Source organism: Pseudomonas sp. SWRI99, assembly GCF_014270125.1.
Lineage (GTDB): Bacteria > Pseudomonadota > Gammaproteobacteria > Pseudomonadales > Pseudomonadaceae > Aquipseudomonas > Aquipseudomonas hamedanensis.
The window spans coordinates 41,492-56,507 of the sequence record NZ_JABWQR010000039.1 but is presented as its reverse complement, the minus strand read 5'-3'; the positions used below and the strand labels follow the sequence as shown (position 1 = coordinate 56,507).

General features: G+C 59.5%; 18 protein-coding genes. 5 read left to right on the top strand and 13 right to left on the bottom strand.

What is annotated here, in order from left to right:
- Positions 1-162 precede the first annotated feature (162 nt).
- Genes HU743_RS24990 through HU743_RS24980 form a run of 3 tightly spaced genes read right to left on the bottom strand, consistent with a single transcriptional unit; the run spans position 163 to position 3,543 of the window.
- Entirely contained in the window at positions 163-1,065 is a 903-nt protein-coding gene (locus HU743_RS24990) for an acyltransferase (protein WP_186547244.1), read from the bottom strand.
- Positions 1,066-3,165 carry a phosphate acetyltransferase gene (gene pta, locus HU743_RS24985; RefSeq protein ID WP_186547243.1) on the bottom strand — a complete coding sequence of 700 codons (2,100 nt, stop codon included), beginning with the start codon at positions 3,163-3,165 and terminating at the stop codon, positions 1,066-1,068.
- A gap of 51 nt (positions 3,166-3,216) precedes the next feature.
- The gene (locus HU743_RS24980; protein WP_186547242.1) at positions 3,217-3,543 is read right to left on the bottom strand and encodes a DUF3565 domain-containing protein; all 327 of its coding nucleotides are present in this window, start codon (positions 3,541-3,543) and stop codon (positions 3,217-3,219) included.
- Here HU743_RS24980 and HU743_RS24975 point away from each other — a divergent pair.
- The 3 genes from HU743_RS24975 to HU743_RS24965 all read left to right on the top strand — a co-directional run bounded on the left by HU743_RS24975 (position 3,512) and on the right by HU743_RS24965 (position 5,867).
- Entirely contained in the window at positions 3,512-3,997 is a 486-nt protein-coding gene (locus HU743_RS24975) for a peptidylprolyl isomerase (protein WP_186630937.1), read from the top strand. The genes HU743_RS24980 and HU743_RS24975 overlap by 32 nt on opposite strands.
- A gap of 123 nt (positions 3,998-4,120) precedes the next feature.
- Positions 4,121-4,603, top strand: coding sequence for a glutathione peroxidase (locus HU743_RS24970; protein WP_186547240.1), 483 nt, complete (start codon positions 4,121-4,123; stop codon positions 4,601-4,603).
- A gap of 160 nt (positions 4,604-4,763) precedes the next feature.
- Positions 4,764-5,867 carry an NADH:flavin oxidoreductase gene (locus HU743_RS24965; RefSeq protein ID WP_186651875.1) on the top strand — a complete coding sequence of 368 codons (1,104 nt, stop codon included), beginning with the start codon at positions 4,764-4,766 and terminating at the stop codon, positions 5,865-5,867.
- A gap of 110 nt (positions 5,868-5,977) precedes the next feature.
- Here HU743_RS24965 and HU743_RS24960 read toward each other — a convergent pair whose 3' ends face one another.
- The gene (locus HU743_RS24960; RefSeq protein WP_186651873.1) at positions 5,978-7,174 is read right to left on the bottom strand and encodes a glycosyltransferase family 1 protein; all 1,197 of its coding nucleotides are present in this window, start codon (positions 7,172-7,174) and stop codon (positions 5,978-5,980) included.
- 40 nt (positions 7,175-7,214) lie between these two features.
- Positions 7,215-7,967: a sulfate transporter CysZ gene (cysZ, locus tag HU743_RS24955; protein ID WP_186547237.1), complete on the bottom strand. Its 753-nt coding sequence runs from the start codon at positions 7,965-7,967 to the stop codon at positions 7,215-7,217.
- Positions 7,968-8,278: 311 nt separating this feature from the next.
- Here cysZ and trxB point away from each other — a divergent pair, with 311 nt between their 5' ends.
- Entirely contained in the window at positions 8,279-9,241 is a 963-nt protein-coding gene (trxB, locus tag HU743_RS24950; RefSeq protein ID WP_186547236.1) for a thioredoxin-disulfide reductase, read from the top strand.
- Positions 9,242-9,429: 188 nt separating this feature from the next.
- Here the strand turns inward: trxB and HU743_RS24945 are convergent, their stop codons facing one another.
- The 6 genes from HU743_RS24945 to HU743_RS24920 all read right to left on the bottom strand — a co-directional run bounded on the left by HU743_RS24945 (position 9,430) and on the right by HU743_RS24920 (position 12,566).
- Complete coding sequence (locus tag HU743_RS24945) at positions 9,430-9,768, bottom strand: HopJ type III effector protein (RefSeq protein ID WP_186651872.1); 339 nt, start codon at positions 9,766-9,768, stop codon at positions 9,430-9,432.
- Complete coding sequence (locus HU743_RS24940; RefSeq protein WP_186651870.1) at positions 9,765-10,058, bottom strand: DUF1244 domain-containing protein; 294 nt, start codon at positions 10,056-10,058, stop codon at positions 9,765-9,767. The genes HU743_RS24945 and HU743_RS24940 overlap by 4 nt, the downstream gene beginning before the upstream one ends.
- Before the next feature lie 99 nt (positions 10,059-10,157).
- Complete coding sequence (folX, locus tag HU743_RS24935; RefSeq protein ID WP_090281808.1) at positions 10,158-10,529, bottom strand: dihydroneopterin triphosphate 2'-epimerase; 372 nt, start codon at positions 10,527-10,529, stop codon at positions 10,158-10,160.
- Complete coding sequence (gene folE / locus HU743_RS24930; protein ID WP_186651868.1) at positions 10,530-11,090, bottom strand: GTP cyclohydrolase I FolE; 561 nt, start codon at positions 11,088-11,090, stop codon at positions 10,530-10,532.
- Positions 11,091-11,111: 21 nt separating this feature from the next.
- Positions 11,112-11,822 carry a dihydromonapterin reductase gene (gene folM / locus HU743_RS24925; RefSeq protein ID WP_186651866.1) on the bottom strand — a complete coding sequence of 237 codons (711 nt, stop codon included), beginning with the start codon at positions 11,820-11,822 and terminating at the stop codon, positions 11,112-11,114.
- Positions 11,823-11,996: 174 nt separating this feature from the next.
- Positions 11,997-12,566, bottom strand: coding sequence for an antibiotic biosynthesis monooxygenase (locus HU743_RS24920; protein WP_186618709.1), 570 nt, complete (start codon positions 12,564-12,566; stop codon positions 11,997-11,999).
- 212 nt (positions 12,567-12,778) lie between these two features.
- Between HU743_RS24920 and HU743_RS24915 the strand changes: the two genes are divergently transcribed.
- Complete coding sequence (locus HU743_RS24915; protein ID WP_186651864.1) at positions 12,779-13,738, top strand: MerR family transcriptional regulator; 960 nt, start codon at positions 12,779-12,781, stop codon at positions 13,736-13,738.
- Positions 13,739-13,741: 3 nt separating this feature from the next.
- Here the strand turns inward: HU743_RS24915 and HU743_RS24910 are convergent, their stop codons facing one another.
- Complete coding sequence (locus tag HU743_RS24910; protein ID WP_186547228.1) at positions 13,742-14,347, bottom strand: hypothetical protein; 606 nt, start codon at positions 14,345-14,347, stop codon at positions 13,742-13,744.
- Positions 14,348-14,401: 54 nt separating this feature from the next.
- The gene (locus tag HU743_RS24905) at positions 14,402-14,878 is read right to left on the bottom strand and encodes a PAS domain-containing protein (protein WP_186630930.1); all 477 of its coding nucleotides are present in this window, start codon (positions 14,876-14,878) and stop codon (positions 14,402-14,404) included.
- Positions 14,879-15,016 lie beyond the last annotated feature (138 nt).

The window sequence follows — 15,016 nt, the reverse complement described above, 5'->3', positions numbered from 1 at the left end:
AGTGAGTGATCATCGGCGGGCTTTTTTATTCGGGCTAACTCGGTTGGTGATCGTTCCCACGCTCCGCGTGGGAATGCCTCATTGGACGCTCCGCGTCCGCTTCGGCAGGGACGCGGAGCGTCCCGGGCTGCATTCCCACGCGGAGCGTGGGAACGATCATCTTTAACGCTTCGGATATTCGCGGTGCATTTGTTCGAGCAACGCATCCTTGTCCAGCCACAGCTGATTGATCCAGCCTTGGAATTGCAGGCGGTACTCGCCGTCCTGGTCGTAGTTCTTGCCGATGAAGGCCGGCGGGATTTTGATTTCTTCAAAATGCACCACCACATCGCGCACGTTGCCGCACAGCAGATCCCAGAACCCCGGACGCCCGGCCGGGTAGTGAATCGTCACATTGACGATCGACTCCAGCTGCTCGCCCATCGCATCCAGCACAAAGGCGATCCCGCCGGCCTTGGGCTTGAGCAGGTATTTGAACGGCGACTGCTGCTGCGCATGTTTACCCTCGGTAAAACGCGTGCCTTCGACGAAGTTGAAAATCCCCACCGGGTTATGGCGAAACTTCGCGCAAGTCTTGCGTGTGGTTTCCAGATCCTTGCCTTTCTTTTCCGGGTGCTTTTCCAGATACGCCTTGGAATAGCGCTTCATGAATGGAAAGCCCAACGCCCACCACGCCAGACCGATCACCGGCACCCAGATCAGCTCTTGTTTGAGAAAGAACTTCAACGGCTGAATGCGCCGGTTGAGCACGTATTGCAGGACCAGAATATCCACCCAGCTCTGGTGGTTGCTGGTGATGAGGTACGAGTGCTGATAGTCGAGCCCTTGCAGGCCGCTGACGTGCCAGCGCGTGCGCCGCACCAGATTCATCCAGCCCTTGTTATTGCTGATCCACGCTTCGTGGGTGTGGCTCATCAGCCAACCGGCAATGCGCTGAGTCAAAGCAAATGGCAGCGCTTTGACCAGCGCCACACAGAACAGAAATGAACACAGCGCAATGGTGTTCAGCGCCAACAGCAGCGAGGCGATCACGCCGCGCAGCGGTGCAGGGAGAAAGTCCAGCATTTACACATCCATAGGTCGGTTGGCGGCTTGGATCGCCGTAAGGGCGATGGTGTAGACGATGTCATCGACTTGCGCACCGCGCGGCAAATCGTTCACCGGTTTGCGCAGGCCTTGCAGCATCGGCCCGAGGCTGACGCAATCGGCGCTGCGCTGCACAGCTTTGTGCGTGGTGTTGCCGGTGTTCAGATCAGGGAACACGAACACCGTAGCGCGTCCGGCGACCTGACTGTTCGGCGCCAGTTGTCGGGCGACATCGGCGTTGGCGGCGGCGTCGTACTGCAACGGCCCGTCGATCAGCAACGAGTGCTGTTGCTCGTGGGCGAGGAGGGTGGCTTCGCGAACCTTCTCGACTTCTTCGCCGCTGGCCGATTCGCCGCTGGAGTAGCTGATCATCGCCACCCGTGGGGTGATACCGAAGGCTGCCGCCGAGTCAGCGCTTTGCAGGGCGATTTCCGCCAGTTCCGCAGCGCTCGGGTGCGGATTCATCACACAGTCGCCGTAGACCAGCACTTCTTCGGGAAAGAGCATGAAAAACACCGACGACACCAGCGTGCAGCCCGGTGCGGTCTTGATCAGTTGCAGGGCCGGGCGGATGGTGTTGGCGGTGGTGTTGATTACCCCCGACACCAGGCCATCGACCTCATCCAGCGCGAGCATCATGGTGCCGATCACCACGGTGTCTTCCAGTTGCTGCTCGGCCATCGGCGCATTGAGGCTCTTGGTCTTGCGCAGGGCGACCATCGGCTCGACGTAGCGCTCGCGGATGTGATCCGGATCGAGAATTTCCAGCCCCGGCGGCAACACGATGCCTTGCGCGCGCGCTACCGCTTCGACGTCTGCAGGTTTTGCCAGCAACACGCAACGGGCGATCCCGCGTTCCTGACAGATGGCTGCCGCTTGCACGGTAAACGGTTCGCTGCCTTCGGGTAGAACGATGCGTTTGTTCGCCGCCTGCGCGCGCTGGATCAATTGATAGCGGAACACCGCTGGCGACAGGCGCATTTCCCGCGGTGTGCCGCAGCGCTGGTGCAGCCAGTTGGCGTCGAGGTGGCTGGCGACGAAATCGGTGATGATTTCCGCACGCTCGCGGTCGTCGATCGGGATTTCCTTGTTCAAACCGTTGAGCAGGTTGGCGGTGTCGTAAGAACCGGTGCTCACCGACAGCACCGGCAAACCGGCCTGCAAGGCGCCACGGCACAAGTCCATGATGCGCGGATCGGGCAGGGTGTCGCTGGTCAGCAGCAGGCCGGCCAGCGGCACGCCGTTGATCGCCGCGAGACTGACAGCAAGGATGATGTCGTCGCGATCACCCGGGGTCACCACCAGCACGCCCGGCTTGAGCAGCTCGACGGTGTTGCGCATGGTGCGTGCACAAATGATGATTTTGCTCATGCGCCGGGTTTCGTAATCGCCGGCATTGAGCACCTGCGCGCCCATCAGGTCGGCGACATCACGGGTGCGCGGCGCATTGAGTTCCGGCTGGAACGGAATGCAGCCGAGCAGACGGAAATCGCCACTGCGCAGCAACGGCGAATGCTCTTTCAGCCGCGCGGCGAACTCGTCCATGCTCTCCTCGGTCTTGACCTTGTTGAGGATTACGCCGAGGACTTTCGGATCTTTCGGGCCACCGAACAATTGCGCCTGCAGTTCGACGCGCCCGGAGAGTTCGGCGAGCACTTCGTTTTCCGGCGCCGAGACCAGAATCACTTCGGCATCGAGGCTCTTGGCCAGGTGCAGATTGACCCGCGCGGCGTAGCTGGCGCTGCGGGTTGGCACCATGCCTTCGACCACCAGCACGTCTTTGCCGACGGCAGCTTGCTGATACAGGGCGATAATTTCTTCCAGCAATTCGTCGAGCTGACCGTCGCCAAGCATTCGCTCGACATGCGCCAGACCCAACGGTTGCGGCGGTTTCAGGCCGTGGGTGCGCGCCACCAGTTCGGTGGAGCGCTCAGGGCCGGTGTCGCCCGGGTGCGGCTGGGCGATCGGTTTGAAGAAGCCGACTTTAAGCCCGGCTCGCTCCAGTGTGCGCACCAGCCCGAGGCTGATGGAGGTCAGGCCCACACCAAAATCGGTGGGTGCGATAAAAAAAGTTTGCATGGGAATTCTCTATGCAAGGGCATCAGCCTATGTCTGGCGGACTACCGAAATTCAGTCGCCAAGGTTATCGCTAACCGAGCCTTGTGCGCACCAACCGCAGGCAAAGGGTTGGCCTATTTTTTCAATACGTTGCGCCGGATCCAGGACCCAGGCGCGCGATTGCCAGGGCGGCTGGTGACGCAGGTGCTGGGTGTGGCCGCAGGAAAGCTCGGCGACCCAGTGACCTTCCTCGTCCTGATGAAAGCCGGTGATGGTCGAAACCCGTTTGTCCGGGTTGTGGTCGCTTTCACGCGATTGCTTCGCTAAACTTGGCCTTTCTATATTCTTATGCAAAAGGTCTCGCCCCATGCTGATCGCCGCCAATAAGGCTGTCTCCATCGACTATACCCTGACCAACGACGCTGGTGAGGTCATCGACAGCTCCGCCGGCGGCGCTCCGCTGGTCTACCTGCAAGGCGCAGGCAACATCATCCCGGGTCTGGAAAAAGCCCTCGAAGGCAAAGCTGTCGGTGACGAGCTGAAAGTTGCCGTTGAGCCGGAAGACGCTTACGGCGAATACGCCGCAGAACTGGTCAGCACCCTGAGCCGCAGCATGTTCGAAGGCGTTGACGAGCTGGAAGTCGGCATGCAATTCCACGCGTCGGCGCCCGATGGCCAGATGCAAATCGTGACCATTCGTGACCTGGACGGCGATGATGTCACCGTCGACGGCAACCACCCGCTGGCCGGTCAGCGCCTGAACTTCGACGTAAAAATCGTCGATATTCGTGACGCCAGCCAGGAAGAAATCGCTCATGGTCACGTCCATGGCGAAGGTGGCCATCACCACTGATTTTCTGCGCTAAGCTTCGAGTACTGGAGAGGCGCCCGTGGGCGCCTTTTTAGTCCGCGGCTGTCCTTGGTGGCCCCGCCAAGTGGCTGTTTCGAGTAGAACACGAGAATCCTGGAGTTCGGTATGAGTGCTTTTCACGACCTTAAGCTGACAGCCCTGGATGGACAGGAGCTACCGCTGTCGCCGTTCAAGGGCCAAGTCGTGCTGGTGGTCAACGTCGCCTCCAAGTGCGGCTTGACCCCACAGTACGCGGCGCTCGAAAACCTGTATCAGCAGTTCAAAGCCAAGGGCTTCAGTGTGCTGGGCCTGCCGTGCAACCAGTTTGCCGGCCAGGAGCCGGGCACTGAACAGGAAATTCAGGATTTCTGCAGCCTCAACTATGGCGTGACGTTTCCGTTGTCGAGCAAGCTTGAAGTCAATGGCCACGAGCGCCATCAGTTGTACCGCCTGCTGGCAGGAGAGGGCGCCGAGTTCCCCGGTGACATCACCTGGAATTTCGAGAAATTCCTGCTCGGCAAGGATGGTCGGGTACTGGCGCGATTCTCGCCGCGCACGGCGCCGGATGATCCGAGCGTGATTGCCGCGATCGAAAAAGCGTTGGCCTGAAAAGCAGGATCAAGAGATCGTCCGATCGCGGCCCGAGCCTTCGGACGATCTTTTGCCTTTGATCTTTTAACCCTTAATCACCCCAATCAATAATGCTGTTCAGCGTCTTCGACTCTCCATATTATCTTCGTCATAAAGTCCTCTCTGTGGAGCCTCGCCGATGCCCGTTCAAGCCCTGTTCAAACCGTTCCACCTCGGTGCCCTCGAACTGCCGACCCGTGTGGTCATGGCGCCAATGACCCGTTCGTTTTCCCCTGGCGGCGTACCGAATTCAAAAGTCATTGAATATTATCGGCGTCGCGCGGCCGCCGGCGTTGGCCTGATCATCACCGAAGGCACCACGGTCGGCCACATCGCCTCCAACGGCTACCCGAACGTGCCGCAGTTTTTCGGTGAAGCGCCGCTGGCAGGCTGGAAAAAAGTCGTCGACGCGGTCCACGCTGAAGGCGGCAAGATCGTCCCGCAGCTGTGGCACGTCGGCAGCGTGCGCCGCCTCGGCACTGAGCCGGACGCCAGCGTTCCGGGCTACGGTCCGTCGGAAAAGCTCAAGGATGGTCAGGTCGTGGTGCACGGCATGAGCAAACAAGACATCCAGGACGTGATTGCCGCGTTTGCCCAGGCTGCCAAAGCTGCGCAGGACATCGGCATGGATGGCGTGGAAATCCATGGCGCTCACGGTTATCTGGTTGACCAGTTCTTCTGGGAAGGCAGCAATCAGCGTACCGACGAATACGGTGGCAATCTGGCCAACCGTTCGCGTTTCGCCATCGAATTGATCCAGGCGGTGCGCGCGGCGGTCGGCGAAGGTTTTCCGATCATCTTCCGCTTTTCGCAATGGAAGCAGCAGGATTACACCGCGCGTTTGGTACACACTCCTGAAGCGTTGGGTGAATTCCTCAAGCCGCTGTCTGACGCAGGCGTGGATATTTTCCACTGCTCGACGCGACGTTTCTGGGAGCCGGAGTTCGACGGCTCCGAACTCAATCTGGCGGGCTGGACGCGTAAGCTGACCGGCAAACCGACCATCACCGTCGGCAGCGTGGGCCTGGATGGCGAGTTCCTGCAGTTCATGGTCAACACCGACAAGGTTGCGCAGCCGGCGAGTCTGGAGAATCTGCTGGAACGGCTGAACAAGGAAGAATTCGATCTGGTGGCGGTGGGGCGCGCGTTGCTGGTTGATCCGGACTGGGCGCAGAAAGTTCGCGAAGGGCGTGAGCAGGATATTTTGCCGTTCAGCCGTGAGGCGTTGATGACCCTGGTTTAAGCGGCGCTTTCATTGATGCTATCGCGAGCAGGCTCACTCCTACAATTGGAATGCGTTCCCCTTGTAGGAGTGAGCCTGCTTGCGATAGCGGTCTCCAAGCCAGCCATGACTCAGGGCAATGTCTGCGCATTCGGCACTACCAGCTCCCCCTGACAAGCCCCCCGCAAATACCCTTCAAATTGCTCGATAATTGCCGCCCAGCCCTGCCGGCTGCCATGCTGTCGCGCATTCAGCCGCACACAACGCAACCGCTCATCTTCCTCTAGCAACCACGCCGCCGCCTCGCAAAAAGCCTGCTCATCGCCGGGCATCGCTGATACGCCGTTGTAGCCATGGCGGATATGCTGCGCCGCCGCGGCCTGATCATAGGCCACCACACCCAACCCCGAGGCCAAGGCTTCCAGCACCACGTTGCCAAAGGTTTCCGTCAGGCTCGGAAACACAAACACATCTCCAGAGGCATAGTGCGCCGCCAGGGCTTCGCCACGCTGAACCCCGCAGAAAACAGCCTCGGGCAGGTCCTTTTCCAACGCTGTGCGCTGTGGACCGTCGCCCACCACAATCAGCTTCAGATTGCGCTGTGGATAAGTCTGGCGGAGTCTTTCGAAACAGCGTTTGAGCAGACCGAGGTTTTTCTCCGGTGCGAGTCGCCCTACGTGAATCACGGCTATATCGCGTTCAGCCAGCCCCCACTGCTGACGAAGTGTATTCAGCCGTTTGCTGGGGTGAAACAACTGGCTGTCCACACCGCGTGATAGCAGGGCGAGTCGCTCAAAATGCCGGCGTTCCAGCTCCAGGTGTTGGCTGACACTTGGCACTAGCGTCAACGCCGAACGATTGTGAAACCAGCGCAGGTAATGCGTGAGCATACGTGTCAGTAAACCGAGTCCGTATTGGCTGGTGTATTGCTGGAAATTGGTATGAAAACCGCTGACCACCGCAATGCCCAGGCGTCGTGCCGCCCGCAGCGCCGACAACCCCAGCGGACCCTCGGTGGCGATGTACAGCACATCCGGGCGTTGATGCTTCCAACGCCGCAGCAGTTTATGCATCGATGACTGGCCCCATTGCAGGCCGGGATACCCCGGCAATGGCCAGCCGCGACACAGCAACAATTCGTCATCGCTACGTTGCTGATCGCCGGCCTGACGCGGGCGCACCAGGTCAACCTGATGCCCACGCGCGCGCAGTCCATCGCACAAGCGGCCAAGGGTATTGGCCACGCCGTTGATTTCCGGTGGGAAGGTTTCGCTGATCAGGGTGATGTGTAGAGCTGTCGTCATGACCTCAGTTTCGGCTGAGGCCATGTCGACGATGTGACGTTTGGATGATGGATTTGTGACTGGGTCAGTTTTGCGTAACGAGGTTCTCCGCACCGCGCTCACGCACCCAGAACAGCGTCGCCCCGGCGACCGCGGCCGGCATCATCAGGATGTTGACCACCGGGATCAGCAGCACCAGATACACGCTGCCGCCGAAGCTCATGCTCTGCCAGCGCTTCTGCCGCAACCAGGCAAGCATTTCGTTCCAGCCCAGTTTGTGGTTGTCCGCCGGGTAGTCGATGTACTGGATCGCCATCATCCATACGCCGAACAGCAGCCATAGCGGCGCGGCGATGATGTTGACCACGGGAATGAACGAAAGGATGAACAGGCCGATCGCCCGCGGCAGGAAATAGCCGAGCTTGCGCATTTCCCGGGCGAATGTACGCGGAACCATGGCGATCAGCTCGCCCCAACTGAACGCCGGGAAGTCGTCGGTGCCACGCACCACCACTTCGACTTTTTCCGCAAGGAAGCCATTGAACGGTGCGGCAATGATATTGGCGAGCAAGGTGAAGCTGAAAAACACCATCAGCACCACCAGCACCACGAACAAGGGCCAGAGGATGTAGCTGAGGAAGCTCAGCCATTCGGGCAGTGACGGCATCAGCGTGTCGACCCACAGACTGAACTGATGGCCGGCCAGATAGATCAAACCGACAAACAGCACCAGATTGATCGCCAGCGGCAACAGCACGAACAGGCGCAGGCCTGGGCTGAGAACCAGTTTGAGGCCTTCGCGCAGGTATTGCGGGCCGGAAAGAACGGGGGCGGGCATAAGGTGCTCCGAGCAAGGGAAAACGCGCCGACCTTACCGGCTTTGCAGCGGTGGTGAAAGCGCGGCAGATTAATCGACATGCACTGTAACAAAGACGTCCATCAGGTCAGTCGCTCGGCATAGAGACCACCTATGAGCTGGATTGTTAAACCGTATTTCCTTAATCTTGCCCCCCTCGATACGCTGCACCCAACTTTTTACAGGACTGTCGAGTTCAAGCCTTCCCCAAGGTCATCCACGGTCCTTTTTTATTCCCGCCGGCAGTCCGGCGATCCGTGCCCGTTTTTCGGCCCGGTCAACAGGAGCAGGTCATGTCTGAAGTCCGTCATTCGCGAGTGATTATTCTCGGTTCCGGCCCTGCCGGTTACAGCGCTGCGGTCTACGCGGCCCGTGCCAACCTCAAGCCATTGCTGATCACCGGCATGCAGGCCGGCGGTCAACTGACCACCACGACCGAAGTCGATAACTGGCCGGGCGACGTACACGGTCTGACCGGTCCGGTGCTGATGGAGCGGATGCGCGAACACGCCGAGCGTTTCGAAACCGAGATCGTTTTCGACCACATCAACGCTGTGGATTTCGCTGCCAAGCCGTACACCCTGACCGGTGACAGCGCCGTCTACACCTGCGACGCGCTGATCATCGCTACCGGTGCCAGCGCCCGTTACCTGGGCCTGCCTTCGGAAGAAGCGTTCATGGGCAAGGGTGTGTCGGCCTGCGCGACCTGCGACGGTTTCTTCTACCGCAACAAGCCGGTAGCAGTGGTGGGCGGCGGCAACACCGCGGTTGAGGAAGCACTGTATCTGGCCAACATCGCCAGCACCGTAACGCTGGTTCACCGTCGCGAAACCTTCCGTGCCGAGAAGATCCTCATCGACAAGCTCAACGCCCGTGTGGCCGAAGGCAAGATCATCCTCAAGTTGAACGCCAACCTGGACGAAGTCCTCGGCGACAACATGGGCGTGACCGGTGCGCGTCTGCGCAACAACGATGGCAGCTTCGACGAAATCAAGGTCGACGGTGTGTTTATCGCCATCGGTCACACCCCGAACACCTCGCTGTTCGAGGGCCAGTTGACGCTCAAAGACGGTTATCTGGTGGTGCAGGGCGGCCGTGAAGGCAACGCCACTGCCACCAGTGTCGAAGGTGTCTTCGCGGCCGGCGACGTGGCTGACCACGTTTACCGTCAGGCCATCACCTCGGCGGGCGCCGGCTGCATGGCGGCACTCGATACCGAGCGTTACCTGGACGGTCTGCAGAACGCTACGTTCTAAATCGCAGGCACAAAAAAACCGGCCAGAGAATGGCCGGTTTTTTTATGCCCGTTATCCGGGCCTCCAGAACTCAAAATGTGGGAGCGAGCTTGCTCGCGAAAGCGGTATTTCTGTCGACATTAATGTTGAATATCAGACCGCATTCGCGAGCAAGCCCGCTCCCACAGGGGATCGCGTGGCTGCAGAGATTAGCGGCGGGTCAGCGGCTGGCCTTCAAGTTTCACACCGGCAAGGCCGTGTTTGATCAGCGCGCGAATATTGCCGTGATCGTTGCCCTCAGGCGTTGCGACGACCGAACGGTAATGCTCGCCGAATGCCAGCAGCGCTTCTTCATCACTCAAGCCTTCCAGCAGCGCCAGGCCGAGCGTCTTGCATGAGCCTTCATTCTGCCCGGCGGCATTTTCCACGCCACCGTTGTTGAAGGCCCGCGGCTGATAGTCGTAACCGGCGGCGATGAACGCGAGGGTGTCGGCAAAAGCGTGTTCGCCGCTCTTCAGGCTGGCCCGCAGGGTGTTCAGATCAGTCATTGGGTTTTTCCCTTGGCGAACGCCGCTTGTTGTTCGGCGCTGGCTTCTTGCTGGTATTGGGCTTTCCACTCGGCGTATGGCATGCCGTAAACCACTTCGCGGGCGTCATCAAGGCTGACCTCGATCTGACGCTCATCGGCTTCGGCCTTGTACCACTTGGACAGGCAGTTGCGGCAGAAGCCGGCGAGGTTCATCAGGTCGATGTTCTGCACATCCTTGCGGCTGTCCAGGTGGGCGACCAGCCGGCGGAAGGCGGCGGCTTCGAGTTCGAGGCGTTGTTGATCAGTCATGGGAGTCTCTGCGAGACAGCTTTGAGCGGCAAGCTTCAAGCTGCAGGATTGGATCGGGGTAGGCCGTTAGCTTACCGCTAGAAGCTTGAAGCTTGAAGCCTAGCGGCTTGCCGCGAGCGTTATCGAGACCGACTCGGCGAAACGCAGCGCGTGCGGTTTGTCGACTTCGACTTCGGCGTACAGCACCGATTCGTTGGTCATCACCAGATCGAGCAGTTCCTGGGTCAGACGCTCGAGCAGCGCGAAGCGGTTGCCCTCGACATGGGCGATGATCGCCTTGGTGATGGTGCGGTAATTCAGCGCATGGTCGATGTCGTTGTCACGCACCGCTTCCTGCGCGGCATACAGAATGGTCAGGTTGATCAGCACATCCTGCTTGTTGAGGATCTCGTCCTCGTTGATCCCGATAAAGGTGCGCAAGCGCAAATCCTTGACCCGGATGCGTGCCATTCCTGGTTGAAGTTGTGGCATTTACTTGCTCCGTCCAATCAATTGCAGAAACTCCTGGCGGGTGGTGCTCGAGTCGCGGAAGGCGCCGAGCATGACCGAGGTGTTCATGGTCGAATTCTGTTTTTCGACACCGCGCATCATCATGCACATGTGTCTGGCTTCAATGACCACCGCGACGCCGGCGGCATCGGTGACCTGCTGCACCGCATCGGCTATTTGCCGGGTGAGGTTTTCCTGAATCTGCAGGCGCCGGGCGAACATGTCTACCAGTCGGGCGATCTTCGACAATCCCAGCACCTTGCCTGTTGGAATATAAGCCACATGGGCCTTGCCGATGAAGGGCAGCAAGTGATGTTCGCACAATGAGTACAACTCGATGTCGGCGACGATGACCATTTCATCGCTGTCAGAAGCAAACAGCGCACCATTGACGATGGTTTCGACGCTCTGTTCGTAACCGTGACACAGGTACTGCATGGCCCTGGCCGCGCGCACCGGTGTATCGAGCAACCCTTCTCGGTCGGGATCTTCACCGAGGCCGATCAAAATGTCGCGGTAATGTTCGGGCAGGGAGCGGTTCATGGACAGCCTCGCAGCAGGACGTTATTTGACGTGCCGCCCGCCGTTGACGGTCAGGGTCGTGCCGGTGACGTAGGGGTTATCGAGCAGATAACGCAAGCTCTGATAGATCACTTCGCTGCCGGGCTCGATCCCCAGCGCCGATTTGGCCAAGGCCTTGGCGCGGTACGCCGCATCGTCGTCGGGATTGAACAATAGCAGGGCCGGGGAGATGCCGTTGACCTTGATCGCCGGCGCATAGCGGGCGGCAAAAGACAGCGTCAGGCTGTCCAGCCCGGCTTTGCTGGCGCAGTAGCCGATGTGTTTGCTGCTGCCTTTGCGCGTGACGTCATCACTGATATGGACGATGTCGGCGGGCGCCGAGCGCCGTAGCATGTCGGCGCAGTGCAGGTTGATCAAATATGGCGCGAGCATGTGCACATTGAACAGGCGAGCAAAGGCTTGGGCCTCGCTGCCCGGGGTTTCGGCCAGCCATTCGGAGGCATTGTGCACGATGGCGCGCAGGCTGTCGGTGTGCGATTGCAGTTCGGTGATAAAGGCGAGGATACCGGCTTCACTGGAGAAGTCTGCGAACAGGCCGATGGCGCCCAGGTCGCGCAGCGCTTGCACGCCGGGGCGTTCCGTGCGGTAGGTGAAAATCACGCGGCGGCCGTCTTCGAGCAAGCGCTGGGCACAATGCAACCCGACACGCTGGCCGGCACCGGTGATGAGGATTGGGGCTACGCAATCAGGCATGAACAGCTCGCATCGCAGGGGGAGCAAAAACTATAACAGCGGCGTGAGCGGTATACCTATTGCTGGTGATACCACCTGCCTGTGGAGCGAGCCTGCTCGCGAAAGCGCTGCATCAGTCGATATCCATGTTGGACGACGGTCAGCATTCGCGAGCAGGCTCGCTCCCACCAAGGATCAGCGATTTTGCGTAGACGGTGTCACCGGCAACGGCCGTGTCGGGGGGCTGTTCAACCAGTTCGCCAGCAAGCGCGTCGACAGCGGAATAAAGAGGTAAACCATCAGCGGTGTCAGGCATGCTGTACTGATCAGCACACGCGGCAGCAAGCTCAGCTCGGCGAGCAATGGCCCAAGGATAAAATTAAACAACAGCGACACCGGAAAAAAGGCCAGCCAGATCGCCACGGCCTGTTTCCAGCGCGGTGGCCGCTGGCCTGCGGCACCGAACCAGCCTTCGATACCGCTGACGCGGTGTTCCTGCGGATGGGCGAACAGATCGCTGCCACGGCTCAACCAGGCGGTGCGCGATGCCGAATGTTCCCAGGCATGCAGCGTCTGTTCGTCGACAAAGCGAAAAATAATCTGGAATTCGTTATCGCCCGGTGGTGGCGCAAGTACGCCGGAGCCCAGGTAACCAGGAAAGTCAGTGGCCAGTTGTTCACCTTCGCGCAGCCAGGCGATCAGATCCTGATAGCGGCCATTGGCGACGCGACGGGCTACCATTAGCGTGACGGGGGCAGTAGACATTGTGTATCTCCATGTTTCGGTGCTCCGCTCCGGATAGGAGTTTCGCCTGACGCAGGGCCGGGGTAGAGGCCTGCGCTTTTCGAGAAGCAAGGATTATTCCTGTTTTTGCCGATTAAACCAGCGGCTTTCGTCGCATTTAAGCACTTGAATGTCGATAGGACATGGAGGGTAGAATGGGATCCAATCGAGCCGACATGGAAGTTGAGTGCCCTATGCCTGTCATCACGGACGCAAGCCCTGCTTTGCAGGTGTCTGCTGCGGTCGAACGCGCAGATCTGTTCCCGATCCGTGAGGTCGCGCGGCTGACCGGCGTCAACCCGGTAACCTTGCGCGCTTGGGAGCGGCGCTATGGATTGATCCAGCCGACGCGCACCGAAAGTGGTCATCGGCTGTATTCGATGGCCGATATCGAGCGTGTTCGCAGCATCGTCGACTGGATCGATCGCGGTGTTGCCGTGAGCAAAGTCGGCAAGATTCTGGCCCGGACCGAGCCGCTGAAAGTGCTGGCACACCTCATCTCCGACGACCTGGTGCAGGCTGATTATCGGCAATGGCAGGAGCAGATCCAGCAGGCGGTCAGCGCATTCGACGATCAGCAGCTGGATCGGGTCTACGGGCAGATCTTCTCTTCCTATGCACTGTCGGTGGTGTTTCAGGAGATTCTGATGCCTTTGTGGCGGCAATTGCTGCAACGTCAGGACGCGTTCGGACAAACCAGTGAGTGGCTGTTCTTCGATGGCTTCCTGCGGGTGCGGGTGCTGCAACGGATTGTCATGCTGCGCGGCTCTCAGCCACGGCGGATCATCGTCAGCGCACTGGCCCGGCAATGTCGTGAACTGGAGTTGCTGGTGGCCGCGCTGTTTCTCAGCGGCAACGATTGCGGCGTACGCCTGCTGCCCACCGGCCAGCCGTTCGATGAGCTGACGCTGGTCTGCGAAAAGGTCCGTCCTGAAGCACTGGTCGTGTTTTCAAACCACGCGCCCGGCACCGAATTGCCGCGGCGCCTGAAACGGCTGGCGCTGAGCCTCGATTGTCAGTTGATGCTGGCGGGCGACGCGTCGGATCTGGCGCAGGAGAGCCTGGCCGGATCTTCTATTGCGTGCCTGGGGAACGAAGGGACGACCATGCGGCAGCGCATGCTGCAGTTTCTGGCCGGGACGCTGGATACCTGACGCTCAGGCGTGCAGGGCCGGATGGGTCAGGCGATGTTGCTGCAAGATGTATTGACGCAGGCGCTCGGTTTCGTCGGTGTCGGTCTGGCTCAATTCGTAGGCGTAGAAACCGTTTTCGGTTTCCCGTTCGAAATTGCCGCGCAATGAAATCCGCTCGTAACCCGAAGGACTGAACCACAGCGCAAAATGCTTGGGTGGTTTGGTCTTGTTGCGGACTTCCAGCAGCACGCCTTTGTGCGAAACCTCGTGGACCCACAACGTGCCGGGTTGTCCCTTGACGTTCTCCAGGGCGACCGGCTCTTCGAGCACCAGCCGCCAAGGCCGCACCATCGGACCATCTTCGTAAATACTCGGCACGCCGAGGCGCAGGTGCAACGCGTGGAATTCGTCTTCGACCAGATGCAAGGGGAAGGTCATCTGCTGGTTTTCGAAGCTGGCCTGGATAGTCACCTGCTCGTGAGCGGCCAGACGCGTGAGCAGGTCGCGGATCTGCGAACCGCCGTTAACCAGCAGACTCGACGTTGCATCCCGCACATTCAGTTGCGGGTTGTGCTGCATGGTCTGGATGAAGTCCAGCTCATCCTGGGTCAGGAGGGCGTCGCGTTGCATGGCGTGCTCGAAAGGTATAATTACAAAGTCATTGGTGATTGTAGTTAATGACCGTTAGTTCGCGGTTTTGTTTGCGCCGTTCGTCGCTTTGACCGCTGCCAGTTCGGCTTCCAGAGCTGCGACCTGGGCTTCGAGCTGAGCCACTCGTTGCTGAGCCTTGACCTGAACCGTTACATCCTTTTGCACCCCGACAAAATAAGTCTGCCCGTCGTCAGCGTTTTTTACCGTCGAAAGCGACAGCTCGTTCCAGAACGGCGTGCCATCCTTACGGTAGTTACGCAGGATTTCCCGACATGCGCCTCCCTCGCGCAGGGTGTCGCGAATTAGGCTCAGATTGTCCTGATCACGGTCTCCAGCCTGTAGAAACCGGCAGTCCTGATAAAGGATTTCTTCGCTGGTGTAGCCGGTCAGACGCTCGAACGCCGGATTGACGTAAATCAGAATGTTGTCCTGTTCGCCTTCCTTTTCCGCCACCACGATCCCGTCGTTCGATGCGTTTATTACCATTTGCAGCAAGCTGGCATTAATCATCCTTGAAGCCCTTTTGCGAGTTATTGTCGGCTGCATTCTAGAAGAACCTTCGGTGCTGTCTACTGGCTATCGTCGCTTGTTGAGATTCGATCGCAGCACAGCGCGTCGGACTGTTACTATCGGCGCTCTTTTTTTCAG

Coding starts and splice junctions, on each gene's coding strand:
- HU743_RS24960 (WP_186651873.1), bottom strand. CDS start 7,174: ATGGCCTCAGCCGAAACTGAGGTCATGACGACAGCTCTACACATCACC.
- folM (WP_186651866.1), bottom strand. CDS start 11,822: ATGCCTGATTGCGTAGCCCCAATCCTCATCACCGGTGCCGGCCAGCGT.
- HU743_RS24975 (WP_186630937.1), top strand. CDS start 3,512: ATGCTGATCGCCGCCAATAAGGCTGTCTCCATCGACTATACCCTGACC.
- HU743_RS24970 (WP_186547240.1), top strand. CDS start 4,121: ATGAGTGCTTTTCACGACCTTAAGCTGACAGCCCTGGATGGACAGGAG.
- HU743_RS24990 (WP_186547244.1), bottom strand. CDS start 1,065: ATGCTGGACTTTCTCCCTGCACCGCTGCGCGGCGTGATCGCCTCGCTG.
- folX (WP_090281808.1), bottom strand. CDS start 10,529: ATGCCACAACTTCAACCAGGAATGGCACGCATCCGGGTCAAGGATTTG.
- HU743_RS24910 (WP_186547228.1), bottom strand. CDS start 14,347: ATGCAACGCGACGCCCTCCTGACCCAGGATGAGCTGGACTTCATCCAG.
- HU743_RS24940 (WP_186651870.1), bottom strand. CDS start 10,058: ATGACTGATCAACAACGCCTCGAACTCGAAGCCGCCGCCTTCCGCCGG.
- folE (WP_186651868.1), bottom strand. CDS start 11,090: ATGAACCGCTCCCTGCCCGAACATTACCGCGACATTTTGATCGGCCTC.
- HU743_RS24905 (WP_186630930.1), bottom strand. CDS start 14,878: ATGATTAATGCCAGCTTGCTGCAAATGGTAATAAACGCATCGAACGAC.
- trxB (WP_186547236.1), top strand. CDS start 8,279: ATGTCTGAAGTCCGTCATTCGCGAGTGATTATTCTCGGTTCCGGCCCT.
- HU743_RS24915 (WP_186651864.1), top strand. CDS start 12,779: ATGCCTGTCATCACGGACGCAAGCCCTGCTTTGCAGGTGTCTGCTGCG.
- HU743_RS24965 (WP_186651875.1), top strand. CDS start 4,764: ATGCCCGTTCAAGCCCTGTTCAAACCGTTCCACCTCGGTGCCCTCGAA.
- HU743_RS24920 (WP_186618709.1), bottom strand. CDS start 12,566: ATGTCTACTGCCCCCGTCACGCTAATGGTAGCCCGTCGCGTCGCCAAT.
- HU743_RS24945 (WP_186651872.1), bottom strand. CDS start 9,768: ATGACTGATCTGAACACCCTGCGGGCCAGCCTGAAGAGCGGCGAACAC.
- cysZ (WP_186547237.1), bottom strand. CDS start 7,967: ATGCCCGCCCCCGTTCTTTCCGGCCCGCAATACCTGCGCGAAGGCCTC.
- pta (WP_186547243.1), bottom strand. CDS start 3,165: ATGCAAACTTTTTTTATCGCACCCACCGATTTTGGTGTGGGCCTGACC.
- HU743_RS24980 (WP_186547242.1), bottom strand. CDS start 3,543: ATGGAGACAGCCTTATTGGCGGCGATCAGCATGGGGCGAGACCTTTTG.